Source organism: Bacteroidota bacterium (genome assembly GCA_016699695.1).
In the GTDB taxonomy this organism is placed as follows: Bacteria; Bacteroidota; Bacteroidia; order Bacteroidales; family UBA10428; genus UBA10428.
Window position 1 is genome coordinate 2846184 of sequence record CP065006.1, and the last position, 25163, is coordinate 2871346.

The following is a 25163-nucleotide window of genomic DNA, read 5'->3' on the forward strand; positions in this document are numbered from 1 at the left end:
ACAAATGGTAGGATACGTAATTTTAGGAATTCTGATTTTAACGGCTTTTTATATTATTTTTCTATACAATAACATAATTAGAAAAAAGAATGAGACAGAAAATGCATTTGGTTCTATGGATGCTATGCTTAAAAAGCGCTACGATTTGATACCGAATTTAATTGAGACTGTCAAGCAATATATGATACACGAAGCATCTGTTTTACAAGAGATAACTAGGTTAAGGTCAAATCTTACTGATAAATTGACAAATGAAGATAAAATTACTCTCCATAATGATATTTCTAAAGGGTTGAATAGTATATTGGTTTCGGTTGAAAATTATCCTGATTTAAAGGCAAACCAAAATTTTCTTAAACTTCAAGGTGCATGGAACGAAACTGAAGAACAAATTTCGGCTTCGAGAAGATATTATAATGCATCAATAGCAGATTATAATGATTCAATCCAAACTTTTCCTGCAAGCATAATTGCCCGAATATATGGTTTCTCTGCGAAAAAGGTTTTCGAAATACCAGAAACCGAACGCAAGAATATCAATGCAGCAGACCTTTTTAAACAATAGTTTTATGAAGTCTGAGGCTGAATTGCAGCATTTTTTCTTATCGAAATTACAACTTCTACTCCAGCCTTTAGAGCAATATAGGATAGAGAAGGTTCAGAAAATGAAGAAATACATGTATGCTGCAATTTTTAGCAGTTTATTGATAGTATTGGGAATAGTGTCGAAACAACCAATATTGATTTTATTTTTTTGTTTGCCTCCAGCAATATTTTTGGGATTTTCTATTCAAACATTCCTGGAAATGGCTAGATTTCTAACGAAGCATTTTAAGAATCAAATATTGTCTGAGTTATTGTCGTTCTTATTTGAAGAGTATGAATATATCGCAAATCAGAGAATAGCAAAATCTGTTTTAGAAAAAAGTATGTTGTTTCCGAAGTACATTGCAATCGCAAAAGGAGAGGATTTAATGTGTTTTAAATTAGGAAATACATTGATTATGTTCTGCGAAACTACAGCCTTGTCAAATGGTGAAAAAGAAATATTTAAAGGGATTTTTATCTCAGCTTCATTTAATAAAAACTTCAAATCAAAGACATTTGTGCTTTCTGCAAATTTATCATCACTTTATAATAGATTAAATAAGCAACTCATTCATAATTTCAAGAGAATAAAGCTCGAGGATATTGAATTTTCAAAAGAATTTTTGGTTTTAAGCTCAGACCAGGTTGAAGCTCGATATATTCTCACACCAAGTTTAATGAAGCGATTATTGGATTATAAGCGAAAGACAAGAAAAAAGCTTTCCTTTTCATTTGTCGACAATCGTTTATATTGTGCCATACCCAATTTTACAAATCTTTTCGAACCTGCATTATTTGAACCTTTCGATTTGGATTTTATAAAGAAAAACTATAATCCAATTATGCTCTATACAGGCTTAGTGGAAGACTTAAATTTAAATTTAAGGATATGGTCGAAGCAATAGCAGTACTTTGCCCTTCCCTGACTATTACTCCTTTGATTCAAGTTTCTTTCCCAAATCTTCAAAATAGTGAGCTGGAAAAAAAGAATTCGAGTGAAAGATTAATCCGTTCTAATATATAATGAAAGCGAATCCTTTCGGAGGCTTATAATCAATCAAGTTAAAGAAGTTTGCAGGTATGCAGTTCTTTGCCTTGCTTCTTATTAATCATGTGCTATAACCAATAGTTATTTGTAAATAATACTCATAAAGCTTTGCTTTGATATTCCAGCATTTTTGTAACTTTTCATTTTAAAGCAAAATTCTATGGCAGTTAAGTTCGCTCCTTTGATGCTTTTTTTGATTTCGCTGGCATCAACTCATGCATTTTGCCAGTTTTCGTTGCCAAAGGCCCCGGCTGAAATGGTAACCTATTTTCAGGAGGCTGAGGTGGTAAAAAAGTCGGGTTTGCTTATTCGTCGAGATATTCGTTATAAAATAGAGGAGGGTATGGTGCTTGGCGAAAGCTACACCGAAAAAGTGGTAAAATATTTTGCCGATGGCAGACCCAAAGAAATAGTACACTACGACAAAACGGGCCGAAAGATATCCATTCTTATTTTCAGTTACGATGCAAACGGTCTGCCCCAATCCGAAACCGAATTTCACCCTACCGGCGAGGTGCTTCAAAAAACAACCTATCAGTACGAAAATAACTACCTCATAAGGGAGCTCGGGTTCGATGCTTATGGAAACACCATTTACCAGACCATTTTTGAAAATCCTGAACCGGGTCAATCCATTATCGAACGCACCTATCTTGCACCCGGCATGGTCGCACAAAAAGACATCTGGACATATACATCAGCCGATACCGGAATATTAACTCGCCACACTCAATTCGATGGCGAATCGAGTATGAAGTTTTCAAGCGAGTTAATTTATTCGGACAATAAGCTCCAGAGCGAAATATTTACGAAAAACATTAATTCAATCTATAGGGTATTGGAGTATGTGTATGATTTATCGGGGAATGCTTCAGAAGTTAACCTGATATTGCCCGATGGCTCCAAACTGCCCTATCGGATCTTTGAATACAGACCCGATGGACTGTTAAGCGGAAAAATTGAATATGATGGTAAGGGAAAAATGATATTGTACATGAAGTACCAATACGAATAGATCATTGATTATCTACTTTTATTCTAATGGAAAAATTGTAGATTTATGCCTCCAATCTGCAAATTATCTACATCATGAGAAAGTTTTTATTAGGGATTGTATTGCTCCTTCTTATAGCATCTTGTAAAAAACAATCGAATTCCGAATCAACAACAGTTGCATCCGATACATCAAACCTTCAGGTGTTTGAGTTCAGGGTCTCTGGTATGGAAGACAGCCTGGTGGCCGACTCCCTTTGGAAAATGATTTTTACCATCGAGGGCATCGATCAGATTATTCTTCAGAAAGAAGATTCACTGCTCGTGGTGCGATGCAGTAGTGAATTGTCCGAAGACCTGCTGGAGGCAGAGATACAACGCCGTGGAGCATCGCTTATTAATTAGCCAATCTGCATATTATGAAAATTTTCTTCAGGATACTACTCGTGCTGGTGGTTCTTCCGGTACTTTATCTTGCTACGGTAATTGCCCTGGCAACAATTCGTGACTACAAACCCGAACCTCAGGAGCAAATCAGCAAAATCGACGATGACTTTCTGCTTTCCGATTCGGCAACTTATTCTGTGCTTATCTGGAACATAGGTTATTCCGGCCTGGGAGCCGGAATGGATTTCTTTTACGATGGAGGCAAAATGGTGCGCGACAAAGAAGAAAATGTGCGTGAGAACTTGCAGAATATCATAGGTTTTCTTTTGGATAACGACACCGTCGATTTTATGTTGCTGCAAGAGGTTGACATGAACTCACACCGCAGCTATGGCATCGACATGGTCGATCACCTGAATATGGCATTGCCAGGATATTTTCCATTTTTTACCTTGAATTACAAAGTTTCCTTTGTGCCCATGCCATTACTCAATCCTATGGGCAGGGTGCAATCTGGTTTGCTGAGCCTCTCGAAACATGTACCGTCTGAAACAGTAAGACATTCTTTTTCGGCTAGCTTTCCATGGCCCAAAGACCTATTCATGCTCGACCGCTGCTTTCTTGTAAACCAATTCAAACGCGAATGTGGTAAGGAGTTTTTACTTGTGAATACCCATAACTCTGCCTACGACAATGGTACCCTTAGTGAGGCCGAAATCGAGCAATTGTATGGGCACCTTGCTGAGGAAAGCAAAACCGAAAAATCGTTCCTGGTTGGGGGAGACTGGAACCAGAGTCCGAATATTAATGTAAAAGAAACGATTAGAGAAGCAGGATATATTTTCGACACCCTCGATTTCGTAATCAATAGCAAAGCTTTTCCTGCAGATGGATGGAGTTTTCATTACGATGATAGGGTACCTACCAACCGTCGCCTGATGATTCCTTATGATCAAGAAAAGACTCTGGTTACCATCATCGATTATTTTCTTGCCTCGCCCGACATTGAGGTGCTGAGCTGCCAAACCATCGACCTGCAATTTGCAAATTCCGACCATCATCCGGTATTGTTGGTGTTTAGGTTTAATTAAGCTGTTTTCGAATCACTCTAGCTATAAATGCATTATGAATCGATTAAAAAAAATATTACTAATCCTGTTGACAATCGTTTTTGTGGTTGTTCTTTTCGGCTTCATTTTAATTCAATTGCTTTCTCGTCGGGCTTTGCCCCAGTACGAAGGACAAATAAAGCTTACAGGACTTACTGAAAAGGTAGAAGTGTTTCGCGACAGCACAGTTGTGGCCCATATAGTGGCTGCCAACGAGGCCGATCTATACCGTGCGGTGGGTTATACCATGGCCCAGGACAGGCTTTGGCAAATGGACCTTCTTCGTAGAATTACCCTCGGTAGGCTCTCGGAAATATTCGGAGACAGCTTTGTCGAAACAGATCTTTTGCTTCGCTCATTGGAATATTCCAACAAATCGAAGGAATTGCTTACTCAAACTCCTGAACACGTTGTTCTGGCTCTCGAAGCTTTTTCCGACGGGGTGAACCAGTATATTTCGCAGCTTGGCAAGAAATTACCCATTGAATTTACTTTGCTGAAATACCAGCCTGAACCCTGGGAATCATATCAATCCTTAAACCTTATCGGTTACATGGCCTGGGATTTAAAATCGGGATGGAATGAGCTCCTTTTAGAACAATTAAAGTCCAGGCTGGACAGTGCCCTTTATGCAGAATTATTGCCAGATAACAAGCTTCCATTCACTCCTGTTTTTGACAGTACCTGTTCCCAGCTTTTAGCCAGCAATGCCTTGCTTCAACTCGAAAAACTGAACCCATTGGGTGCCGATGTTTTTTGCGGCAGCAACAACTGGGCTGTTTCCGGTAAAAAAAGCACCACCGGAAAACCCATACTTGCCAACGATATGCACCTATCGTACAGCGTACCCGGAATCTGGTTGCAGATGCACCAGCAGATACCTGGCAGGCTCAATGTTTCGGGACTGGTACTTCCGGGTCAGCCACTTATTATTGTAGGCCATAACGATAGCATTGCCTGGGGAATGACCAATACTTATGTCGACAACCTCGATTTTTACGAAGAGAAAATCAATCCGGAAAATGCTAATCAGTATTTCTTTAATGGTCAATGGCTTGATTTTGAAATAAGTAAGGAATCCATAAAGAGTAGTTCAGGTTCTGTGTTTGAAAGAACCTATAGGCGCACTCACCGTGGCCCTGTGGTTTCTGAGGCTAAAGGTATAACCGACAGAGTACTTTCGATTCGTTGGGTTGGCGACGAACCCAGCAACGAAATTTTATGCATGTATAAAACGAACCGCGCCAATAACTGGACAGAATTTAAGGATGCTTTCAGCACTTTTCGATCGGTAAGCCAGAATATTGCCTATGCAGATGCAAGCGGAAATATTGGATTGTATGCTTGTGCAGGTGTGCCTGTGCGCAAGCGAAACGCAGTATTTGAAGTTTTGCCCGGCTGGACAGATGAGTATGACTGGAAAGGTCTGTTGCCTTTCGATTCCCTGCCTCATGAATACAATCCGGAAAGAGGCTATGTTTCTTCGGCCAACAATAAAACTACAGGTCCAGACTATCCTTATCATATCGGTACCTGGTATGGACTTCCTTACCGTATCGACCGTATTCGCCAAATGCTGGATGAAAAGGATTTGCTGTCGGCTGATGATTTTACGGCCATACAGAATGATTTTCAATCGGAATATGCCAGGCTTTTTATTGAAAAACTGTTACCATTTATAGATGTCAGCAGTAAGGAATCTCACTACAAGAAGGCTTTTGAAGAACTTTCGGAATGGAATGGCTCCATGGATAAGGAGTTGGTTGCCCCGACATTGTTTGAAACAAGCCTGGTGATGCTGGTGGAGAATACCTACCGCGATGAATTGGGCGACAGCCTTTACAATCAGTTTATTCAGAATAATACTTTAGTAAGACAGGCTCTGTATGCCCTGATTCAGAAAGGGGAATCAGGTTTTGTCGACAATGTTTTAACCGATGAGGTGGAATCGCTTTCTGATGTAATGACCAATAGTTTCACACAGGCTGTTGATTACTTAGCAGAAAAATATGGAAAGAATACTTCGCAATGGGAATGGGGTCAATTGCATCAGCTTACTTTAAGCCATCCACTTTCGAAAGTGAAAATCCTTGATATGGTTTTTAATTTCAATCGTGGCCCTTTTGCTGTGAGTGGCAGTTTTCATACTGTGGCTCCTTATTCATTCAGCGGTCTTAAGTTCGGAGAGGTTTATCATGGTGCTTCGCACCGGAATATCTTTACACCTGGTAACTGGGATCAAGGTTTTGGGGTAATTCCAGGCGGAAACTCTGGTCATATCCGGAGCGAATTTTACATGGACCAGGTGAAGGATTACATAAATGGTAAGTATTACAAGGAAGTGTTCTCGGATGAGCAGGTAAAAACCAGGACAAAATACTACCTCGAATTATTGCCTGTTGAAGAATAGCAGCTTATTCAACTGCTCTGACCCAGGTCTCGGAGCCTTCCTTGGCCCGCACTTTTTTGGCAAACTGGTCAGCCTCTGCGCGCGATGCAAATACATCGTAGCATACAGCATGTGAATTGCCTATGCGTCCAAATTTCTCAGCTTTATAACCTTTTTTCATAAGGTCTTCGACCAGTTTATCGGCATTGGCTTCTTCTCTGAAAACTCCTGCTACTACATAGTATTTGGTACCAATGATGGTTTTCTCAGACGTAGGTGTTTGTGTTGGTTCCCCGATTACAGGAGTTGAGTCATTGACAATGCCAGTGATAATCTCTTCAGCAACTTCTGATGAATCAGTGAATTCTACTGTAGTTTGGATAGTTTCAGGTTCTGGATTCTTCTTGCTAAAAAGTGAACTAATCTGCTCATTGAAAAGAAAATATCCGATGATGCTGCCATTTACCACTATTAATACTACCGCCCAAAGCATCAGTTTAACCCATGAATTCTTTTTGCCCTCTTCGTAATACACATTTTTTTGTGGGATGGGTTCAGGGTTTTTTATAACAACAGGTTTTACCGGCTCTGTAAAACTTGATTTGCCCGAATCGGGTTTTGCAGGTTGGGTTTCGGGTTTTGGTTCCGGTGTTTGTTTTGTTTCAATGGTGGGTTGGGCCTGAATTTCATTTGTTTCCAACTCCATAATCGAAGAAGGTTCTGGCTTTTTTGAGTGATCATCCTCTGTTAGAGAATCGCTGAGATAGATTTTTCCCGAGCTGCTTTTTGCCAGGAATCCAATAACAGGAAATGGAAAGGCCTCGCCCTTATCAATACTTGCATTAAGATGCTTCACAAAATCACTGACCTTTTTGGCTGCGATAGTAGGCTCTAATTTATATTTCTCAGCCATGGCACCTACCAGAACCCCATCGTTGTATTGAAGAAATTCGTTAAAAATTACCTTAAAAGGCGATCTGGTTTTTACTATAAAAGCACCGAAATCAGGAACTATTATTCGTCCGTTTTCCTTTAACAATGCAATAATCAGGTCTTCCATGGCGGTTTTGTTTTCAATAAAACTAATATCAAAATTATTAAATTATTATTGGTCAGACTTTTAAAGTTGTCAACAATAATTTAATTTCATTAAGACAAAAAAAAATGACATATTTACTGTATTAAACAAGCGGTGCCTGTAAAATTTTAGTGATGAAAATTGTAGAAGTGTTAGGTATAGATGTGGGTGGGTCTGCTGTAAAAGGAGCCCCGGTAGATACAAAAGGCGGAAGCTTGCTTCAGGATCGCTACCGGATTGCCACACCCATACCGGTGTCGCCCCAACAACTGGCAGAGCATGTAAACCAGATAGCACAATATTTCAACTGGAAAGGACCCATTGGGGTAGGTTTTCCGGCAGTAGTGCTGAATGGAGTTGTAAAAACAGCCTCTAACATTGACAAAAGCTGGATTGGTACCAATGCACAGCAATTGTTTACCAAGGTAACCGGGTGTCCAACAGTGGTGGTAAACGATGCCGATGCCGCAGGCATGGCTGAAATGCGTTTTGGCGAAGGACAGAAAATAAAAGGAACAGTGTTGCTGCTTACAATTGGAACTGGTATTGGTAGCGCTTTATTTACCAACGGAAAGTTGGTGTCGAACACTGAAATGGGGCATGTTTTCCTGAATAACGGACTCGTTGCTGAAAAATTTGCTGCCGATTCAGTTCGCCAGGCCGAAGAACTTGACTGGGAAGCCTGGTCGGAGCGTTTAAATGTATACTTGACGGAGATGGAAAAATTGTTCTGGCCAGAACTAATTATTATTGGAGGCGGTGTGAGCAAAAAACCTGAGAAATTTCTTCCGGCTATCCACATTAAAACTCCTGTTGTAATGGCAAAACAACGCAACGAAGCTGGTATTGTTGGAGCTGCAGTAGCCGCTAAAAAGCAGTTTAAGAAAGTAGATATTTCATAGTAGGGTTTGATGCTAATCTGACAGCAGAAAGGAATCCTAAGTCCTATTACGATTGAAAAATGTGTTTAATTTTTTTTGTTCGATCAGTTTTTATTGGAACAAATAATGAAGTTGAAAATTAAACATCGAATCATAATATAACTCCGAACTTTTTGATTTTTTAATGGTTTAGAAATTGATAGAATCAAGTTCTAAAAATAATACATATCAAAGTTGATAAAGTGAAAGAAAGCAGCCTTTTTATGTATGGTAGAATTTAATTTTTGTGTATTCACTAAATAGGAGAGGGTTATAGCAATGAAATGTCCAAATTGTAATGTTAATCTTGTAATGACTGACAGAAGTGGAATAGAGATTGACTACTGTCCGGATTGCCGTGGTGTTTGGCTTGACCGTGGCGAACTTGATAAAATAATTGAACGTTCGTCACAAAACATAAAAGATGTACAGCACGATCACTATTCTGAAAAACAAAGATATGTAGCTGATAAGGAATATCACTATAAAAAGAGAAAAGGATTGTTGGGTGAATTGTTTGATTTTTAATGGAATTATCCTTTTAGAGAACTGTTCTTTTTGAAAGATGGATTATCAAATATGCTAGGCAGATAAAAAAAACCAAACCTGCTAACTTACATACTAATGGGTGTTTTTGCCACTAACATCATAAACACATGATTATCCTTGGATGTTAAGCATCGAATGGTTGCCGGTTAAGGATTGACCTGCCTAAGGTGATTTCGTCGGTAAACTCAAGTTCATTTCCTATCGAGATACCTCTTGCAATAATTGATACTTTCACTCCCGTAGGTTTTAACTTACGGTTCAGGAAATAATTGGTCGTATCGCCTTCCATGGTGGTGCTAAGGGCCAATATCACTTCTGCAACCGAATTGTCCTGCAATCGGGCAAGTAAACTGTCGATGGTTAAATCCTGCGGCCCTATGCCTTCCATGGGCGAGATCGTTCCACCCAAGACATGGTAAAGTCCATTGTATTGCTGGGTCTGTTCGATCGAAAGAATATCCTTAATGCTTTCTACCACACAAATAGTGTTACGATCGCGTTTGGGCGATGCACAAATGGCACAAAGCTCAGTATCGGAGAGGTTATGGCAGGTAGTGCAAAACTTAACATGTTGCAGGAATTCTTCGATGGCATGGGTGAATAGCAGCGATTTGCTTTTTCCCTGTTTCAGTAAAAACAAAACCATACGCAGTGCAGTACGCTCACCAATGCCCGGCAAACCGGAGAATTGCTCCACGGCAGCAGTCAGTAATTGCGAGGGATAGGTTTTGTTCATACTTGTGTTCTCAGTGCTATGATGGTTTTTAGGTGTCAGGCTGTAAAAATAATCATTGTAGCGCACTGAAGAAAAAGAATTTATCACAACGGAATTTTCAGTAATCCATTTCTTTTGTTATTCTTGCAGCATAATTAATAGTATGTCGCCAACCACCATCATTTTCTTCATTCTGGCCTATTTTGGAATTCTGGTTATCATGGGAATTATTACTTCCCGTAAGGCCAATAACCTGTCATTTTTTATTGGCAACCGCAAATCGCCCTGGTACCTTGTGGCTTTTGGTATGATCGGAGCCTCCCTCTCAGGAGTTACTTTTTTGTCGGTTCCCGGATGGGTGCTTACCAACAAGTTTTTTTACATGCAAATGGTAATGGGTTACTTCATGGGTTATCTGGTAATTGTGTTTGTTCTTCTACCAATTTATTACCGAATGCAACTGACTTCTATCTATACCTATTTGAACGAACGCTATGGAAAGATAAGCTATAAAACGGGGGCCAGTCTTTTCCTTGTATCGCGATTAATTGGTTCTGCCTTTCGCTTGTTTCTGGTAGCCAATGTGTTGCAACTGGTTGTTTTCGATAAAATAAATGTACCCTTTTCAATGACAGTGGCTCTTACTCTGATATTCATCTGGATTTATACCTTTCGGGGTGGAATTAAAACCATTGTATGGACCGATACCTTTCAGACCTTTTTTATGCTGTTAGCCGTATTGCTTTCTGTTTGGTATATTGTACAGTCGATGGATATTGGTTTTTTCGGTGCAGCAAAAATGATTGCAAAAAGTGAGTACGGACAGGTATTTGATTTCTCGAATTGGCGTTCGGAGAGTTTTTTCATAAAATATTTTCTCAGTGGGGCTTTTATTACCATTGTAATGACCGGACTGGACCAGGATATGATGCAGAAGAATCTGAGTTGCCGCAGTTTGAGAGATGCACAAAAAAATATGTTAAGTTACAGTGCGGCCTTTGTTCCTGTAAACCTCCTATTCCTTTCCCTTGGAGCCTTGCTTTATATTTATGCCAGTCAAAATGGAATTTTGTTGCCGGAGCGCACCGACGATGTGTTTCAACATATTGCCATGAATGGCTATTTACCTGCAATTGTAGGTGTTTTGTTTATACTCGGACTCATTGCTGCAGCCTATTCCACGGCCGACTCAGCCCTTACAGCGCTTACCACTTCTTTTCTTATCGACATTTTGGGTGCTGGGCAGATGCCCGAAGCCCGGTTAAAAAGAACCCGCATCATCGTACATTTGGGTATGTCGTTGATGATAGCTTTGATTATTATTGTTTTTAATGCCTTTAACAATGCAAGTGTAATCAGTTCGCTATTTAAGGCTGCAGGCTATACGTACGGTCCCTTATTGGCCATGTTTGCATTTGGAATTTTCAGCAAACGCCAAATACACGAAAAGTATATTCCGGTTTTAGCCATCGCTTCGCCTGTGGCCATGTTCTTTCTGAACAAATATTCTGCTGAATTATTCTGGGGATATAAAATGGGTTTTGAAGTGCTGATCTACAACGCGATTATTGTATTGGCGGGAATGTTTTTTCTGAGTTACCGGAAGGTATAAGCCAGCGAGCAGACTTGAAACCAAAAACATAAGATGATTTGGATAAAAGTCGATTGCTGAGTTAGTGTGAGTAATATTATTTCAGAATTGGCGTATCCACTTTAATCATTCAAAGTTTTTCAATTCTGTTGAAAAAGATGATATAGAGGCCAAAAATAGTTGGTAAAAAGTTTTTTATTCCTTGTCACTATTGAGATACAAAAGAGTTAATTGGATTTTGTTTCAGTTAACTCATTTACATTTATGAAAATATCAAAAAGATTCATGCTAAAATGGATGCATAAAGTAACCACTTTCCAACAAGGATAATTAATAGAGGGTTGTTATGAACCAATTAATTTGTAAAATGCCTCTTTTCTTTGGTCGATATGAAAATTCTCTAATATACGTGTACGTGCTGTTTGGGATAGCATCATTCTGGTATGTTCATCTGCAAGGAGAATTTCTGTGAAACGATTTTGTAGATACTTTAAATCTGAATGCTCCATAATATAGCCAGTATTGGATATTATATTCGGCATTGCCCCAACTGCAGATCCGATTGGTATACAACCGCATAACATGGCCTCGCAAATGGCATTCGGAAATCCTTCGGAAATAGATAATTGAACAACATATTGACTGGTAAGCAAATATTCTTTCATTTTTTTCTGGGCAAGGAATGAAATAAGGGTCACATTTTCAGATACCTTTCCTAATCGCTCAATCATTTGGTCCGAAATACCGACTACAGTAAAATTGCATTGAGGATATATTTTTGCCAGTTCTAAAAGCAGGTCAATTCCTTTCAGTTTCAATCGCATATTATCTGGAATGGCAGCAATCGCAATAAAAGAGTCTGGCCGTTTGGGAGATATATCGTGCGAAAAGAATACCGGATCAAAGCCATTGTAGATAACCTCATAAGGAGTTGAAACTTTGGGTAAATGGTATTTATATCCCTGAAACTGGTAATGCTGTGGTTCGAAATACTGGTATTGGCTGAAGACAAGCGATTCGTCCACAGGTATCAATTTGCTGCACAACCGATATGACCACCTGATAAAGGTTCTGAGCAGAGGTTTTCGCAAACTACCGTATTGAATGGTAGGAAAAGACACACAATCGGCACCACCTAATATAATGTACACTGGTTTGCCGGCCATTCGACCCAACAAGGCGGGTAAAAACGACCAATAACCTCCGAACATTACAAAAATGGCCTTACACCTAAAAAGATAACGCAGAATAAACACCAACTGCCTTACAAAATTCCATGCGGCAAGCTGTTTGTTTCCCCAATGATGCTTTGGCGTGATAACCCTGAATTTCTCTGACAAAAAATCAAGGTCGCGCTTAATGAAGGTCGCAAAAGTAGGATAAATATAAAGTATTGTCGACTTCATTTTTACTTGCCTGTCCATTTCGAAAGCGCAAACTTAATCCGCGAGATTGTTTTAGCCTTGATTATTTTTATTTGTGGCAATGCGATTAAATTTACCTGATAGTCTTTTCTGAAAATCATGTAGACATAATCAGCCACAGTATGATGCAAATTGGTGGGGGTATAATTTACCAACACAAGCTTGTTGGCATAAGCATTTTCAATAAGGGTGCTGGCATCCAACGACTGATCGATTATCTGCAGCTTTTCAGGAGTATGCAAACGAATGTAATCCAATGCTTTCGGATGAGGAATATGAATGAAGAGTAATGATTGCTCATGCATATGTTCCGCTAAAATCTGAAATACCTTTCGATGTTGTTCAACTGGTACATGTTCCAGAACATCGGGTAATACAATAAAATCAAATTTTTTGGAGTGACTGAATTCATAAATGTCAGAAACAACAAATTCCAGATTTTTTACTTTCGATAAGCGTTTTCGTGCAATTTCAACCGATTCTGTACTAATATCGACTGCAACCATACTACCCCTAGTAATATACTGTGAAAGCAATTCGGTGAGGGTACCCACGCCGCAACCAATTTCTAACACGCGACTGCTTTTCCTGAGTCCTGCAAGGCGTAAATACTCTAGAATTTTATAATGCCTGATTGTAATACCCGTTTGTATTTGCTGGCTGGCAAAATTGTTATACCAATTTTCTACTTTTTTCTCTGTACTCATTTTAACACTTTTGGGTAGTGACCTTTTAAAACAATATAATCTAAACTTTGATGATCTTTTGTTGAATGAATGATATTAAAACTTTAAATTCATTAATGGGCTGGGTATAACTTAACTATTCAGAGGCACCAAAAATACTCCAAATCAGAGATCAAAAATAGAATTATTAGAAGAACTGGCAATACTTTTTGAAATCAGGTTTAGAAGGAAATATTTTCCGATTTTAAATGCAATCAATTGTAGATAAAACATTTCGGTTTAAACTTCGTTTTTATTGTAAGAATTTATGAATTCGATATATTTGGAAGAAAGTATTAAACCACGTAAGAATTAACAATAAAACTACTGCCACCATGAATCTATTCCGCTATAAACAGCTGGTACTGAAAGTGCCAATTCTTTCCCTTTTACTTTTGTTTTCGTGCGATGATGAGAATGAACGTCCAAGCACAGACAATAGCAATACAATCTATGGCACCGAAGCCAGAGGCGAAATTCCAATTAGCCTCGAAAGTGTAATGCATGTGGGTATTTTTGAGAACAGGGGGCTGCATTGGATGGAGAACAGCGGGGTGCCCTGGAATTCAGGCTACATTTACCTGGTGCCAGGGTGGGCCGATAACTGGGGCCTGGATGAGTTCAATGGCAATATGGCTTTCGACTTTATGAACGAATGCGATAGAATTGGGGCTGTTCCTGTGTTCGAGTTTTATCTCTTGGCGGAAATTGAAGGTGGAGGCGAAGAGTACGACAAAACAACGAATGCTTCTACCATGAAGCGTTATTTCGAAGAATATATGTTGCTGCTTTCGCGCATCAAAGAATTTGGCAAACCGGTAATTATTCTTGTCGAAGCGGATGGTTTTGCAATGATGCAGCAGCAAACCGGCGGAAATCCCAATGCCTATTCAGCGGTGGAAGATACTGGTATACCCGAGTTGTCTGGGCTACCCAATACGCTGGCCGGTTGGGGATTGGCATTTCTTGAACTTAAAAAAACAATGGGTGTTGATAAACTAAGTCTTGGTATACATGTGTCGGCATGGGCCACCGGTAATGATATTTCCTATTATTCAACAAACATACCCCTTCAGCCCGAGGTAGACGAAACCTATAACTTTCTGGCTCCACTGGGTCTGACCCCTAATCAGACAGGGCTTGAATTTGATTTTCTGGTTGGCGATCCTTCCGATCGCGATGCCGATTATTACCAGGTAGTACTTGACACCGATAAGTGGTGGGATACAGACACTGCCGCAAGCATCAACTCCAAAAGCTTTAACCGCTATGCCGAATGGTTAAGGTTGTGGAATATTAAAGCCGGAAAAAGGTGGATACTCTGGCAGATTGCGATGGGTAATGAATACCATCTGAATGTAGCGAATAATGGTGGTCCCCAGCAAGGGTATAAAGATAACCGGGTGGAATATTTCCTGGGCGATAACTCGGCTTATAACCTGGCCAAATTTGCCAACTGCGGAGTAATTGCCCTTTTATTTGGACAAGGTGCTCCCGATCAGGCCTCGTTCGAAAATGACCAGGACAATCATGGCAACCTGTACTTGAAATCACGTGCCTCGGAGTTTTATAATAGGGGTGGGATGAAACTAAAACGATAAAGCCAGAATATATTAGAATGAATCCTTTTGGACCCATAAAAAAGCTTCAACCTCTTCATAGAAAGAAACCAGACCCGAGTGTATTTATTTTTACCGGGTCCAAGAGACCTGAAAAAATTAGCATTCAGCTGTTTCAATACAATAAAGAAAATTGCAAGGAAAAGCAAAACCTGGTTTCCTCGGATATTGAAAATTTTAGCCGTAGCGAGTATCGCAATTGGCTCAATATACATGGATTAAGCGAACCGAATTCAATTGTTGATATTTGCCAAAAGTTTGATATTCACAATCTTGTCATACAAGATATTTTAGATGTCAACCAAAGACCAAAATTTCAGGAATTTGATGATTTCTCCTTCTTAACTATTAAATCAATCGTTCCATCTGATAGTGAAATTATTACAGAGCAAATAAGCTTTATCCTGGGAGAAAACTTTTTAATATCTTTTCAGGAACGGAAAGCCGATTTTTTTGAACATTTAAGGTATAGGCTTCGAAATGATACTGGTATTCTCAGGCAAAGTGCTACCGACTATCTGCTTTACACCATGTTGGAATCCATACTCGATAATTATTTTAAAACGCTCAATAAAATAGACAGTGAAATAGATAGTTTTAACTTTACTGATACCAAAAAGGAACCTTCTCCTGATACCTTAAAGCTGATTGAAAATCACAAGAAATTTGTTCATTTTATTAAAAAATCCATTTTTCCGATTAAGGAGTTTACATTACAACTCGAAAGGGAAGAAAAACAGTTCATCGATAAAAAGAATATTAAATATTTTCTTGAAATCAAAGACTTATGCTTGACCTTGCTGGATAGTTGCGATATGATTCAAGCTTCTTTGGAAAGTAACACAAACCTATTCTTTTCAGTTCAGGGTTATAGAATGAATCAGTTAATCAGCACTCTAACCATCGTATCCACTATTTTTATTCCCTTAACATTTATTGCGGGTATCTATGGGATGAATTTTGCCAACATGCCCGAATTGAAATGGAAATATGGTTATGCCGCTGCTTGGTTATTGATGGGTTCTACCTTTACGGCAATGGTATTCTACTTAAGAAAAAAAGGTGGTTTTAACCGTAGTAATTTTTAGGCTCACCACTTTTTGCCATTTACATTGTTTGATGTTGGGTTCAGTAAATTGTATCTTTAAGCAAACTAAAACTACTATTCTATGAAAATTGTGAGCGAATTTAAAGCCTTTGCCATGAAAGGTAATGTAATTGACATGGCCGTGGGTATCATTATCGGTGCTGCTTTTGGAAAGATTGTAAGTTCCCTTGTCAGTGATATCATCATGCCTCCCCTGGGTTTGGTAATTGGTGGTGTCGATTTTAAAGACTTACAATTTGTGATGAAGGAGGCTGTAGATGGAAATCCTGCTGTGAGCCTTAACTATGGTAACTTCCTTCAAGTAACTTTTGATTTTCTGATTGTAGCTTTTGCCATTTTTATGGTGATTAAGGCAATGAATGCTGCCAAGAAAAAAGAAGAAGCTGCTCCAGCTGCCCCTCCGGCTCCTTCCAAAGAAGAGATCTTGCTTACCGAAATCCGCGATCTTCTTAAGAAATAAATCGGAACGGTTATAAAGAAAATCCCACCTGGAACAAGTCTAAGTGGGATTTTTTATTTGGTTGGAAATTGTTAAGCAAGCCACAGACTAATTCCGGTTAGTAACCGTTCCATCAGCATTTTCTTCGGCATAAATGGTATACAATTCTCCAAAATCAACTACCGTAGTTATGCCATTTTCAGTCACTTCGGCCAGGTTGTCGCAAGAACCATCGCCGTAATTGGTAACAAAATCATAAGTTTCGGTTCCATTTACATAATGAATCTCTTCGATTCCCGAAACTGGTACCCAGGTATCTGTACATTCGTAATTGTAAACCAATGGAACAGAGATATAATAGGAATACTCATAACCCGCCGATTCGCTAATGTAGGTATATTCACCTTCCAGTAAAGTATAGCTTGAGTTATCCCATTCGTTGTTGTAAAGTGAGGTGTAGGAATAGCTATCGCCATTGTCAAAAGTTACAGTCATGTTCTCATTGCCTGTGGAAGTTCCGGACCAATTGAACACAATACCCGGAGAAACAGCAGAATCGCTATTCACGTCATCGTTAGTATATTCGAAATAAGAATCGCCGCTCGAGGTAAAGGAATATTCCGAAAAACCATTCATCTCCATGCCCCAGCTATAATAATTCTCATAAACAACCTTCGAATAATAATTATTCTCCGTATTGCTCCAGATATAGCTTATTTTTCCACGCATCATTGAGCCATATTCTTCGCATCCATCGCCGTAATCGTAGACGGTAGTTATTGTGCCATCGCCATTGTTAATTTCAGTGACAGTAGCACAGGTCCAGTAGTCCCAAAAGTCACCATCGTCAACAGGCAAACTGTCTATTACAACCGAATCGCCGGTATTCGATTCAAGACTCAACGCATTGCTGTTTAGTTGGCTGGCCGCAATCACATCCATAAAATTGTTCATCTGTCCGGACGTAGCCTGTATGGCAGCCATTTTTGTTTTTATCTCGAGGTAATTTTTCACCTCTTCGCTTTGGGGTGCATCGTTACTTGTTTCCTTTTTACAGGAAGTAGCAGCAAGCGCAAGGAATGCAACCAGTAAACCAATTCGAGTCATTTTAATTTTCATATTCATTGTTTTTAATTTGTAGATTGGTTATGTTGGAAATCTGGATCTAAGATGGGTAAGCCAAAAAAAGGTTGCGTGACTTTTTAAAAAGCAATCAAGCTTATTTATTTTGCCTAAATTTAATCGAAACCAAAATGCATTTATTTTCAGTGAAATAGGCTTTTTTGTTTATTTTGTTTGAATTCATAAAATTTTCTGCTATGAAGAAAATACTTGATGCCATGAGGCAAGAGCTTACAATGCTTGCCGACGATAATACCCGAATTTCAGGAGAACGTTTTTTTAAGGAAGCAGTTAATTTATATGGCGTTAAAACAGCAATAGTAACCGCTTTAGGTAAGAAGTATTTTAACGAGGTCGGGCACTTGCCAAAACAAGAAGTGTTTTTGTTATGCGAAGAATTGTGGAAATCGAACTACATGGAAGAATCGTTTATTGCCTGCAATTGGTCTTATGCGATGAAAATGCAGTTTGCACCTGATGATTTCGAAATCTTCAGAAGGTGGATTGATACCTATGTTTCGAACTGGGCTTCCTGCGATACCTTTTGTAACCACACCCTTGGCGAGTTCATAATAAGATATCCTTCATACCTTGCATCACTCAAAGAGTTTACTCTATCAGAAAACAGATGGATGCGAAGGGCGGCAGCTGTTTCTTTGATTGTGCCGGCCAGAAAAGGCATGTTTTTAAGCGAAATAATCGACATTTCCGATAGCTTGCTGCTTGATAAAGACGATCTGGTGCAGAAAGGTTATGGCTGGATGCTGAAGGTGGCCAGTCAGGTATATCAGCAAGCTATTTTCGATTATGTGATGAAGAATAAGACCCTTATGCCCCGAACAGCACTAAGGTATGCCATCGAAAAAATGCCTGCAGATCTCAAAGCCATAGCAATGCGAAAATAGACTGTTGATTTTGGAATACGCGAACCGGTCGGCGAAATGAAAAGTTGCCGATTGCGGGGAGATTTTCTGTGAAGTTACACGAAAGTTGAAGCGGGCACAAACCTTGAATAACCTACTATCCCGGCAATTTTTTATACCGCATGTTGCCAACTGGTGGTTATTAAAAAGCAAATTCAAAATAATCATCCGTCTCAATCCGCAATCTAACTTTTGCTTTCATTGCTTGGAAGACTTTCATTATAGTTGAAACAGAGGCACTATGGTTTCCATGCTCCAATTTTGAAATCTGGGAACGTTTCACACCAATCAGTTCTCCAAGCTGTGATTGTGTCAAGTTATTTTGAATCCGTAATTGTTTAATTTTTTCTCCAATCAATTCCATTTTCAAATCAAACTCATATTCTTCTCGCTCAGGAGTTCCCATTTCTCCAAAGTACTTATTTTCTAAATCCTCAAGTCTTTTATAATCTGTTGTTTGCATAATCACGAGTTTTTTAATAATCCTTTGAAATATTTTTCTTTTATCATTTCAGCTTTTTCTATATCCTGTTTGGGAGTTTTGTTTGTTTTTTTAATCAATCCATGTGTACAAACAATCAATGTTTCTGAATCACCCGAACTATCCCAAAATGCAAAAAGTCGAAAAAACTTATTGCTATCTTTTACTCGAAATTCAAAGATATCTTTCGAGCTTTTCAATTTCTCAAACCAATCTCCATAGAACCGCATTTTCGTTTTACGAATCGCATAGAATAGCTTCTTTCTTGCAGATACCTCAATATTTTCAACGAATTTATCTGCCTCAGGTAAAAGTATTACTTCAATCGGCTTGACCATTTATCTTTTTTGTACAAAGCTATTAAAATGTTTCCATATTTAGAAACAACCAGAAGTATTTATTTTGTGTAGGATGCTACTTCCACTTGTTGGCAACTGAGAAATATTAAGAATCCAGAGTTTCTTTAGGTTGGTTAATTAGGGTGTATTTATTCATAGCGGAAACTTACCTTACATTGAAAAAGGGTTGCAATTCCAGACAAAGGATAATTTTGTTTTGAAACCAGCTATATAAATTAGCAGGGGGTATAACCGTTTTAGATTATTCTCCCTTCAATGCAGCTACTTCTTCAAAAATTACTTCTTTCATCGCATCAAATTCTTCGCGGTTAAAAAGGCGGGTAAGATAGAGTATTCGGCCATCGGCACCGACAATGACATTTCGTGTAACGCCAGCCTCTTTTTCGGCATATAGCTGAAAGATTGCAGCCCCGGGGTCGAGCGAGAGAGGATAGGTAATTTGTGTTTTTTCGGAAAACCATATTACTTTTTCTAGCGGTTCATCGCGGTCAATGCCAAACAGTGCAAAATGTGGGTTCGTCTTCAATGGCTGCCATATTTCGTTTTCAATAAAAGGCATCTCCTGCCGACAAACGCCGCACCAACTGGCTGTAAATTGAAGCATTACAATTTTTCCTCTCATATCGTATAGCCTCAGTACTTCGCCTGTTGTGAGTTGCATCTCAAAATCCGGTGCCAGCTGGCCAATGCTAACCAGGTAACCCGGGTCATCCTCTTCTTGTGCCGGTAAACTTATAGCCAAAAGGCTTATCAATAGAAAGCAAAATGCTCGCATAGCGTATAGGTTAAGTGTTGCCTAAAAGTAGTCTGACTTTTGTGAATTGAAAAGACTTGTTATTTTTTCTATCAAGTATTTTTATTTCGAAGCATTTATTGTTGAAGCATTCATATATAGCTAAGAATCATAAATTCAATTATCAAACCGACAACAAACGACTATAAGCGAATATAAAACGACTATAAATGCTTATCAACCGGAATTTCTTTGGTGAGGGTTGTAGGTTTGCTTCAGAAATTATCTGAAACGATAAGGACTACTAATCAATAAACTCATTTAATCTTAAGTATTATGAAAGACTTGAAAAACAAAGTACAATTAATCGGCCATTTAGGCGGTGATCCTGAAGTGAAACAACTGGAAAATGGGAAAAAAATGGCCAGGTTCAGTTTGGCAACCAATCAGATGTATTTCGACCAAAAAGGCGAAAAAGTAGAAGACACCCAATGGCATAACATAGTAGCCTGGGGCAAGGACGCTGAGCTTGTGGAGAAATTTCTTGCAAAAGGTTCGTATGTTACCCTCGAGGGTAGGCTGGTGTACCGCAGTTACGAAGACAAACAGGGACAAAAACGTACCATAACCGAAATTGTGTTGAACGACTTGCTTTTACCTCCGAAGAATTCCTGAGGCAGAACTCACCCTAAAAATGAAGTCCGGACCGCAGGGAATTTTGCAGTCCGGACTTTATATTTTCAGGAAACTAATACCTGGTAGGGTTCCACAATTTCCATCCCGCGCTTTATGGCTGCGGTATTGGCAGGTATGGTGTTATGGTAACGTTTGGGCAACGATTGTTCAAGGCCTTCCACTACATGGTCGAATTCCAGGAAGTTGGTGATTTTCAGATAAGCACCGAGTACAATCATATTAAATACTTTTAAATTGCTCATGCGGGCCGCTTCTGCCGCTGCTTCAATTTTGTAAATTTTAATGTCGGCGCGCCCGGGGTGGCGGGTAATGCCGTTGGTATCGTAGAGCATCAGACCACCCGGTTTAACTTTCTTCTCGAACTTATCGAGCGATTGCTGGTTTAGGATGATGGCTGTATCGAAGGCATTGAGAATGGGCGAGCTGATGCGCGATTCGCTCAGAATAACAGTTACGTTGGCTGTTCCTCCGCGCATTTCGGGACCATAAGAGGGCATCCAGGCTACTTCGAGGTGTTGCATAATGCCCGAGTAGGCCATAATTTTCCCCATCGACAATACTCCTTGTCCGCCAAAACCTGCTATGATTATTTCTTCGTTCATGGTGATTCTATTGTTTGGTTACCAGCTGACCATCTACTTTAATATCGCCAAGCGGGTAAAAAGGGAACATGTTTTCTTCCATCCATTTGTTCGATTCGACGGGTGTCATTTTCCATCCAGAATTGCAGTTCGATACGATCTCGACTATGGAAGTTCCTTTTTTAAGTCTTTGGTTTTCGAAGGCCTTTTTAATGGCCATTTTCGCCTTACGTACGTTGGCAGGTTTATGAACCGACTGTCGGGTAGCATAATAAGTGCCTGGCAATTGGGCAACCAGCTCGGTCATTTTAATAGGGTTTCCCATCAGCTCTACATCTCGGCCATAAGGACTTGTGGATGATCTCATCCCGGGAAGGGTAGTAGGCGCCATTTGTCCGCCTGTCATTCCATAGATGCCATTGTTTACAAAAATAATGGTAATGTTCTCGCCCCTGTTGCAAGTATGTATGGTTTCTGCAGTGCCAATGGCAGCAAGGTCGCCATCGCCCTGGTAAGTAAATACAAATTTATCGGGCCAGCAGCGTTTTATACCGGTTGCCACAGCGGTTGCCCTGCCATGAGGCGACTGGGTCATGTCGATATCCATAAAGTCGTAGGCCAGTACCGAACAACCTACCGATGCAACTCCGATGGTATCTTGTTGAATGCCCAGTTCTTCTACCACCTCCATGGCAATACGGTGAATTACTCCATGCCCGCAACCAGGGCAATAGCTAAGGGTGCGGTCGGTGAGGCACTCGGTACGCTTGTACACGAGGTTTTCGGGTTTTATAATTGTATTAATGTCCATTGTCTACCTTACTAAAAATTCGTGAATAGCGCATAAAACCTGTTCGGGCGAATGAATCATTCCGCCCAATCGTCCATAGTGCGATACGGGTACTTTGCCGTTTACAGCCAGTCGCACATCTTCTACCATCTGTCCGGCACTCAGTTCTACGGATAAAAATCCTTTCACCCTTTGTGCCAGCATGCCAATAGCCTTTTCCGGGAAAGGATAAAGGGTAATGGGCCTGAACAGGCCAACCTTAATGCCTTCTTCCCGAGCCAGCTCAACAGCTTTCTGGCAAATACGGGCTGAGGAACCATAGGCTACCAGAATATATTCGGCATCGTCGCATTGTATTTCTTCGAAGCGCACTTCCTTCTCGCGAATGGTTTTGTATTTTTCAATGAGGTCGTAATTATGCTTTTCCATTTTAACCGGATCGAGGTCGAGCGAGGTAACAACCCTTTTTTCTCTGTTGTTGGATTTACCTGTAACCATCCATGGCTCGTTGAAGGCGGTTTTACGGGGTTGTTGCTCGAATAGCTCTACTTTTTCCATCATTTGGCCAATCACGCCATCGGACAAGATCATGGCCGGGTTGCGGTATTTTTCTGCCAATTCAAAGCCAAGTTTCACAAAATCAGACATTTCCTGAACAGAAGCAGGAGCCAGTACGATCAGATGGTAATCGCCATGTCCACCTCCTTTGGTCGACTGAAAATAATCGGCCTGAGATGGTTGAATGGTGCCTAGGCCGGGACCCCCGCGTACTACATTGAGTATCAGACAGGGTAATTCGGCTCCTGCCATGTACGAGATGCCTTCTTGTTTCAAACTTATTCCGGGGCTTGAAGAGGATGTAAATGCTCTTTTTCCTGTGCTGGCAGCACCGTATACCATATTAATGGCGGCAATTTCACTTTCGGCCTGAAGCAGCACCATGCCGGTGCGCTTGTGGGGTTGCTGAAGAGCCAAATATTCCATTACTTCAGACTGTGGAGTTATGGGGTAACCGAAATAGGCATCGGCTCCGGCCCGAATAGCTGCTTCGGCAACAGCTTCGTTGCCTTTCATTAGTTTTAATTCTCCCATGTGGAAGGTTGTGTTTTTATATGATTAAACTTTAACCCGATAGACAGTGAGCACCCCGTCGGGGCATACGACAGCACAATTGGTACACCCTGTGCACTCTTCTGGTTTTTCCATGTACACGTAATGATATCCTTTGCTGTTGACCTGGGCTTCTTTATTTGCCAGTACTTGCTGTGGGCAGGTTACAATGCACAGCTCGCAGCCTTTGCATCTTTCTACTTCCACCACCACTGTGCCTTTCAATTTTGCCATTCTTTGGAAAGTGTTTTTTTTGGTTTAACATTTATAAGCCAGATGCTTACAAATGATCACCAAAAGTTAGGGTTTATTTTGAGCTGTCAATATTATCAAAATTACTTTAGAAATCCATAATTTTAGGCCACAAGTTACAAGCTTTCAAAAAGAGCTAAGCGCTGGTGGAGGGTATCAAACTTTGTCTGATCGACCATCGATACGCTGATCCGAACACCGGCTTTGCCTTTACTACCAGTTATTCTAAGCGAAATGGTTCCCAGGCCACAACGAATTAATCGTGTTATGAGTTCGTTTTCGTCAAGCCCCGGATAAGTAATTGTGAAGTAGAAACCATCGGCAATATCCTCCATTCCATCTTTGTCGTAAAGTATCTCAAAACCATTCTTAATAAAGAGTTTCTTCATTTCATGGGCCCGAAACGCATATTCTTTGAGTGGTTCGATAAAATTGTAGCTGCCATTGTTAACTGCCTGCAGCATGCCTGCTAGACCATACTGTGCGGTATGGCTTGTTCCTGCAGAAATTACATATACACCATCCATTACCAACGAAGGACCCAACTTGTTGTTGTCGCCAATGCTGAGCAGGTTTGGGTATTCGCGGTTGTACAAGGCATCGGAAACCACCAGCATACCAACCCGTTGACCGGCAAAGCTAAGAACCTTGGAACTTGAAATGAGCAAAATATAGTTGTTGGTGTATTTTGCAATAGTTGGCTGGAAAGGGGGTTGGCCGGGTTTACTGTAATCGTGCCTGAAGTCCATGCCGAAATAAGCTAGGTCTTCGGCAACAACGATATCGTGACGGTTGGCTATTTCACCAATAGTTTTTAGTTCATATTCTGTAAGGCACACCCAGGTAGGATTGTTAGGGTTGGAATAGATAATTACCGAAATGCCGTTTTTTGCACAGATGTCTTCCAGTTTTTCATACAGCTTGTCGCCCCTGTAATGATAGATATCTACACTGAAGACAGGTAGGTTCATGACATTGGCCTGTTTTTTCTGAACCGGAAAACCCGGATCGATAAAGAGCACGCCCTGCCTGCTTTTTTCGCGTTTGGCAGCCACCATAAAGGTAATCATCGAGCCCATCATCGATCCTGCTGTCACTATGCAAGAGCGTTCGCTTACTTCTACATCGAGAAAGTTTTTTACAAATAGGGCAATTTCTTTTTTCAACTCCGGAATGCCATCGATTTGACCGTATTGTGCCGATTTTCCTTGCTTCAGTGCAGCTATTTCACTTTCTATTCCGATAGCAGGAGTTGGTAAGCCGGGAATACCCATGTCCATTCGAAGCATGGAAATACCGGTTTTGTTTTCGAGGTATTTTATTAGAGCAACCACTTCGCGTATGGAGGCAGAAGCAAGTTCCCTGATGCCTGAATTCTCGAGGGCTTCTTCCACTAACCGGGCAGAAATGGGCAGGTTTTCTTGTGTCATTCGT

At 40.2% G+C, this 25163-nt stretch carries 27 protein-coding genes; 14 read left to right on the forward strand and 13 right to left on the reverse strand.

What is annotated here, in order from left to right; all coding sequences use genetic code 11:
- Nucleotides 1-4 precede the first annotated feature (4 nt).
- From IPM71_11980 to IPM71_12005, 6 genes are all read left to right on the forward strand, one after another.
- Entirely contained in the window at nucleotides 5-565 is a 561-nt protein-coding gene (locus tag IPM71_11980; protein QQS50295.1) for a LemA family protein, read from the forward strand.
- 4 nt (nucleotides 566-569) lie between these two features.
- On the forward strand, nucleotides 570-1493 hold the full coding sequence (locus tag IPM71_11985; GenBank protein ID QQS50296.1) for a DUF3137 domain-containing protein: 924 nt from the start codon (nucleotides 570-572) through the stop codon (nucleotides 1491-1493).
- 303 nt (nucleotides 1494-1796) lie between these two features.
- Entirely contained in the window at nucleotides 1797-2651 is an 855-nt protein-coding gene (locus tag IPM71_11990; protein QQS50297.1) for a hypothetical protein, read from the forward strand.
- Between the two features lie 74 nt (nucleotides 2652-2725).
- Nucleotides 2726-3034, forward strand: a complete 309-nt coding sequence (locus IPM71_11995) for a hypothetical protein (GenBank protein ID QQS50298.1) — start codon at nucleotides 2726-2728, stop codon at nucleotides 3032-3034.
- Between the two features lie 14 nt (nucleotides 3035-3048).
- The gene (locus tag IPM71_12000) at nucleotides 3049-4107 is read left to right on the forward strand and encodes a hypothetical protein (protein QQS50299.1); all 1059 of its coding nucleotides are present in this window, start codon (nucleotides 3049-3051) and stop codon (nucleotides 4105-4107) included.
- Nucleotides 4108-4141: 34 nt separating this feature from the next.
- Nucleotides 4142-6535 carry a penicillin acylase family protein gene (locus IPM71_12005; GenBank protein QQS50300.1) on the forward strand — a complete coding sequence of 798 codons (2394 nt, stop codon included), beginning with the start codon at nucleotides 4142-4144 and terminating at the stop codon, nucleotides 6533-6535.
- 4 nt (nucleotides 6536-6539) lie between these two features.
- On the opposite strand, the gene IPM71_12010 is transcribed toward IPM71_12005, so the two are convergent.
- The gene (locus tag IPM71_12010; GenBank protein QQS50301.1) at nucleotides 6540-7574 is read right to left on the reverse strand and encodes an SPOR domain-containing protein; all 1035 of its coding nucleotides are present in this window, start codon (nucleotides 7572-7574) and stop codon (nucleotides 6540-6542) included.
- A 152-nt stretch (nucleotides 7575-7726) separates the two neighbouring features.
- On the opposite strand from IPM71_12010, the gene IPM71_12015 reads away from it, so the two are divergent.
- Both IPM71_12015 and IPM71_12020 read left to right on the forward strand, forming a co-directional pair.
- Nucleotides 7727-8494 carry an ROK family protein gene (locus tag IPM71_12015; protein QQS50302.1) on the forward strand — a complete coding sequence of 256 codons (768 nt, stop codon included), beginning with the start codon at nucleotides 7727-7729 and terminating at the stop codon, nucleotides 8492-8494.
- A gap of 297 nt (nucleotides 8495-8791) precedes the next feature.
- A complete protein-coding gene (locus tag IPM71_12020) occupies nucleotides 8792-9040 on the forward strand; it encodes a zf-TFIIB domain-containing protein (GenBank protein ID QQS50303.1) in 249 nt (82 codons plus the stop codon).
- A gap of 145 nt (nucleotides 9041-9185) precedes the next feature.
- Here the strand turns inward: IPM71_12020 and recR are convergent, their stop codons facing one another.
- On the reverse strand, nucleotides 9186-9797 hold the full coding sequence (recR, locus tag IPM71_12025; protein QQS52834.1) for a recombination protein RecR: 612 nt from the start codon (nucleotides 9795-9797) through the stop codon (nucleotides 9186-9188).
- Between the two features lie 142 nt (nucleotides 9798-9939).
- On the opposite strand from recR, the gene IPM71_12030 reads away from it, so the two are divergent.
- Nucleotides 9940-11388, forward strand: a complete 1449-nt coding sequence (locus IPM71_12030) for a sodium:solute symporter (protein ID QQS50304.1) — start codon at nucleotides 9940-9942, stop codon at nucleotides 11386-11388.
- Between the two features lie 323 nt (nucleotides 11389-11711).
- Here the strand turns inward: IPM71_12030 and IPM71_12035 are convergent, their stop codons facing one another.
- Both IPM71_12035 and IPM71_12040 read right to left on the reverse strand, forming a co-directional pair.
- The gene (locus tag IPM71_12035) at nucleotides 11712-12773 is read right to left on the reverse strand and encodes a glycosyltransferase family 4 protein (GenBank protein ID QQS50305.1); all 1062 of its coding nucleotides are present in this window, start codon (nucleotides 12771-12773) and stop codon (nucleotides 11712-11714) included.
- 2 nt (nucleotides 12774-12775) lie between these two features.
- The gene (locus IPM71_12040; GenBank protein QQS50306.1) at nucleotides 12776-13498 is read right to left on the reverse strand and encodes a class I SAM-dependent methyltransferase; all 723 of its coding nucleotides are present in this window, start codon (nucleotides 13496-13498) and stop codon (nucleotides 12776-12778) included.
- A 353-nt stretch (nucleotides 13499-13851) separates the two neighbouring features.
- Between IPM71_12040 and IPM71_12045 the strand changes: the two genes are divergently transcribed.
- The 3 genes from IPM71_12045 to mscL all read left to right on the forward strand — a co-directional run bounded on the left by IPM71_12045 (nucleotide 13852) and on the right by mscL (nucleotide 16703).
- Nucleotides 13852-15117 (forward strand): hypothetical protein, encoded by a 1266-nt coding sequence (locus tag IPM71_12045; GenBank protein ID QQS50307.1) that lies wholly within the window; start codon nucleotides 13852-13854, stop codon nucleotides 15115-15117.
- 17 nt (nucleotides 15118-15134) lie between these two features.
- Entirely contained in the window at nucleotides 15135-16223 is a 1089-nt protein-coding gene (gene corA / locus IPM71_12050) for a magnesium/cobalt transporter CorA (protein QQS50308.1), read from the forward strand.
- Between the two features lie 87 nt (nucleotides 16224-16310).
- The gene (gene mscL / locus IPM71_12055) at nucleotides 16311-16703 is read left to right on the forward strand and encodes a large-conductance mechanosensitive channel protein MscL (GenBank protein ID QQS52835.1); all 393 of its coding nucleotides are present in this window, start codon (nucleotides 16311-16313) and stop codon (nucleotides 16701-16703) included.
- Between the two features lie 87 nt (nucleotides 16704-16790).
- Here mscL and IPM71_12060 read toward each other — a convergent pair whose 3' ends face one another.
- Nucleotides 16791-17801: a hypothetical protein gene (locus IPM71_12060; protein QQS50309.1), complete on the reverse strand. Its 1011-nt coding sequence runs from the start codon at nucleotides 17799-17801 to the stop codon at nucleotides 16791-16793.
- A 200-nt stretch (nucleotides 17802-18001) separates the two neighbouring features.
- On the opposite strand from IPM71_12060, the gene IPM71_12065 reads away from it, so the two are divergent.
- Nucleotides 18002-18709, forward strand: coding sequence for a DNA alkylation repair protein (locus IPM71_12065; protein QQS50310.1), 708 nt, complete (start codon nucleotides 18002-18004; stop codon nucleotides 18707-18709).
- Nucleotides 18710-18869: 160 nt separating this feature from the next.
- Here IPM71_12065 and IPM71_12070 read toward each other — a convergent pair whose 3' ends face one another.
- From IPM71_12070 to IPM71_12080, 3 genes are all read right to left on the reverse strand, one after another.
- The gene (locus IPM71_12070; GenBank protein QQS50311.1) at nucleotides 18870-19190 is read right to left on the reverse strand and encodes a helix-turn-helix transcriptional regulator; all 321 of its coding nucleotides are present in this window, start codon (nucleotides 19188-19190) and stop codon (nucleotides 18870-18872) included.
- A gap of 2 nt (nucleotides 19191-19192) precedes the next feature.
- A complete protein-coding gene (locus IPM71_12075; GenBank protein QQS50312.1) occupies nucleotides 19193-19546 on the reverse strand; it encodes a type II toxin-antitoxin system RelE/ParE family toxin in 354 nt (117 codons plus the stop codon).
- A gap of 262 nt (nucleotides 19547-19808) precedes the next feature.
- Nucleotides 19809-20342, reverse strand: a complete 534-nt coding sequence (locus IPM71_12080) for a TlpA family protein disulfide reductase (protein QQS50313.1) — start codon at nucleotides 20340-20342, stop codon at nucleotides 19809-19811.
- 294 nt (nucleotides 20343-20636) lie between these two features.
- On the opposite strand from IPM71_12080, the gene ssb reads away from it, so the two are divergent.
- Nucleotides 20637-20975, forward strand: a complete 339-nt coding sequence (gene ssb, locus IPM71_12085; protein ID QQS50314.1) for a single-stranded DNA-binding protein — start codon at nucleotides 20637-20639, stop codon at nucleotides 20973-20975.
- A gap of 65 nt (nucleotides 20976-21040) precedes the next feature.
- Here the strand turns inward: ssb and IPM71_12090 are convergent, their stop codons facing one another.
- From IPM71_12090 to IPM71_12110, 5 genes are all read right to left on the reverse strand, one after another.
- A complete protein-coding gene (locus IPM71_12090) occupies nucleotides 21041-21598 on the reverse strand; it encodes a 2-oxoacid:acceptor oxidoreductase family protein (GenBank protein QQS50315.1) in 558 nt (185 codons plus the stop codon).
- A 7-nt stretch (nucleotides 21599-21605) separates the two neighbouring features.
- The gene (locus tag IPM71_12095) at nucleotides 21606-22388 is read right to left on the reverse strand and encodes a 2-oxoglutarate oxidoreductase (GenBank protein QQS50316.1); all 783 of its coding nucleotides are present in this window, start codon (nucleotides 22386-22388) and stop codon (nucleotides 21606-21608) included.
- Between the two features lie 3 nt (nucleotides 22389-22391).
- Complete coding sequence (locus tag IPM71_12100) at nucleotides 22392-23459, reverse strand: 3-methyl-2-oxobutanoate dehydrogenase subunit VorB (protein QQS50317.1); 1068 nt, start codon at nucleotides 23457-23459, stop codon at nucleotides 22392-22394.
- A 24-nt stretch (nucleotides 23460-23483) separates the two neighbouring features.
- Nucleotides 23484-23711 (reverse strand): 4Fe-4S dicluster domain-containing protein, encoded by a 228-nt coding sequence (locus IPM71_12105; protein QQS50318.1) that lies wholly within the window; start codon nucleotides 23709-23711, stop codon nucleotides 23484-23486.
- Between the two features lie 134 nt (nucleotides 23712-23845).
- Nucleotides 23846-25159 (reverse strand): pyridoxal phosphate-dependent aminotransferase, encoded by a 1314-nt coding sequence (locus IPM71_12110; protein ID QQS50319.1) that lies wholly within the window; start codon nucleotides 25157-25159, stop codon nucleotides 23846-23848.
- Between the last annotated feature and the right edge of the window lie 4 nt (nucleotides 25160-25163).

Bases quoted from the DNA above. Each gene is read 5' to 3' on its own strand.
- IPM71_12110 (QQS50319.1), bottom strand. From the start codon at position 25,159: ATGACACAAGAAAACCTGCCCATTTCTGCCCGGTTAGTGGAAGAAGCC.
- corA (QQS50308.1), top strand. From the start codon at position 15,135: ATGAATCCTTTTGGACCCATAAAAAAGCTTCAACCTCTTCATAGAAAG.
- IPM71_12105 (QQS50318.1), bottom strand. From the start codon at position 23,711: ATGGCAAAATTGAAAGGCACAGTGGTGGTGGAAGTAGAAAGATGCAAA.
- IPM71_12010 (QQS50301.1), bottom strand. From the start codon at position 7,574: ATGGAAGACCTGATTATTGCATTGTTAAAGGAAAACGGACGAATAATA.
- IPM71_12095 (QQS50316.1), bottom strand. From the start codon at position 22,388: ATGGACATTAATACAATTATAAAACCCGAAAACCTCGTGTACAAGCGT.
- IPM71_12015 (QQS50302.1), top strand. From the start codon at position 7,727: ATGAAAATTGTAGAAGTGTTAGGTATAGATGTGGGTGGGTCTGCTGTA.
- IPM71_11985 (QQS50296.1), top strand. From the start codon at position 570: ATGAAGTCTGAGGCTGAATTGCAGCATTTTTTCTTATCGAAATTACAA.
- IPM71_11995 (QQS50298.1), top strand. From the start codon at position 2,726: ATGAGAAAGTTTTTATTAGGGATTGTATTGCTCCTTCTTATAGCATCT.
- IPM71_12080 (QQS50313.1), bottom strand. From the start codon at position 20,342: ATGCGAGCATTTTGCTTTCTATTGATAAGCCTTTTGGCTATAAGTTTA.
- IPM71_12060 (QQS50309.1), bottom strand. From the start codon at position 17,801: ATGAAAATTAAAATGACTCGAATTGGTTTACTGGTTGCATTCCTTGCG.
- IPM71_12020 (QQS50303.1), top strand. From the start codon at position 8,792: ATGAAATGTCCAAATTGTAATGTTAATCTTGTAATGACTGACAGAAGT.
- IPM71_12075 (QQS50312.1), bottom strand. From the start codon at position 19,546: ATGGTCAAGCCGATTGAAGTAATACTTTTACCTGAGGCAGATAAATTC.
- recR (QQS52834.1), bottom strand. From the start codon at position 9,797: ATGAACAAAACCTATCCCTCGCAATTACTGACTGCTGCCGTGGAGCAA.
- IPM71_12000 (QQS50299.1), top strand. From the start codon at position 3,049: ATGAAAATTTTCTTCAGGATACTACTCGTGCTGGTGGTTCTTCCGGTA.
- IPM71_12065 (QQS50310.1), top strand. From the start codon at position 18,002: ATGAAGAAAATACTTGATGCCATGAGGCAAGAGCTTACAATGCTTGCC.
- IPM71_12090 (QQS50315.1), bottom strand. From the start codon at position 21,598: ATGAACGAAGAAATAATCATAGCAGGTTTTGGCGGACAAGGAGTATTG.
- IPM71_12035 (QQS50305.1), bottom strand. From the start codon at position 12,773: ATGAAGTCGACAATACTTTATATTTATCCTACTTTTGCGACCTTCATT.
- ssb (QQS50314.1), top strand. From the start codon at position 20,637: ATGAAAGACTTGAAAAACAAAGTACAATTAATCGGCCATTTAGGCGGT.
- IPM71_12100 (QQS50317.1), bottom strand. From the start codon at position 23,459: ATGGGAGAATTAAAACTAATGAAAGGCAACGAAGCTGTTGCCGAAGCA.
- IPM71_12005 (QQS50300.1), top strand. From the start codon at position 4,142: ATGAATCGATTAAAAAAAATATTACTAATCCTGTTGACAATCGTTTTT.
- IPM71_12045 (QQS50307.1), top strand. From the start codon at position 13,852: ATGAATCTATTCCGCTATAAACAGCTGGTACTGAAAGTGCCAATTCTT.
- IPM71_11990 (QQS50297.1), top strand. From the start codon at position 1,797: ATGGCAGTTAAGTTCGCTCCTTTGATGCTTTTTTTGATTTCGCTGGCA.
- IPM71_12030 (QQS50304.1), top strand. From the start codon at position 9,940: ATGTCGCCAACCACCATCATTTTCTTCATTCTGGCCTATTTTGGAATT.
- IPM71_12040 (QQS50306.1), bottom strand. From the start codon at position 13,498: ATGAGTACAGAGAAAAAAGTAGAAAATTGGTATAACAATTTTGCCAGC.
- IPM71_11980 (QQS50295.1), top strand. From the start codon at position 5: ATGGTAGGATACGTAATTTTAGGAATTCTGATTTTAACGGCTTTTTAT.
- IPM71_12070 (QQS50311.1), bottom strand. From the start codon at position 19,190: ATGCAAACAACAGATTATAAAAGACTTGAGGATTTAGAAAATAAGTAC.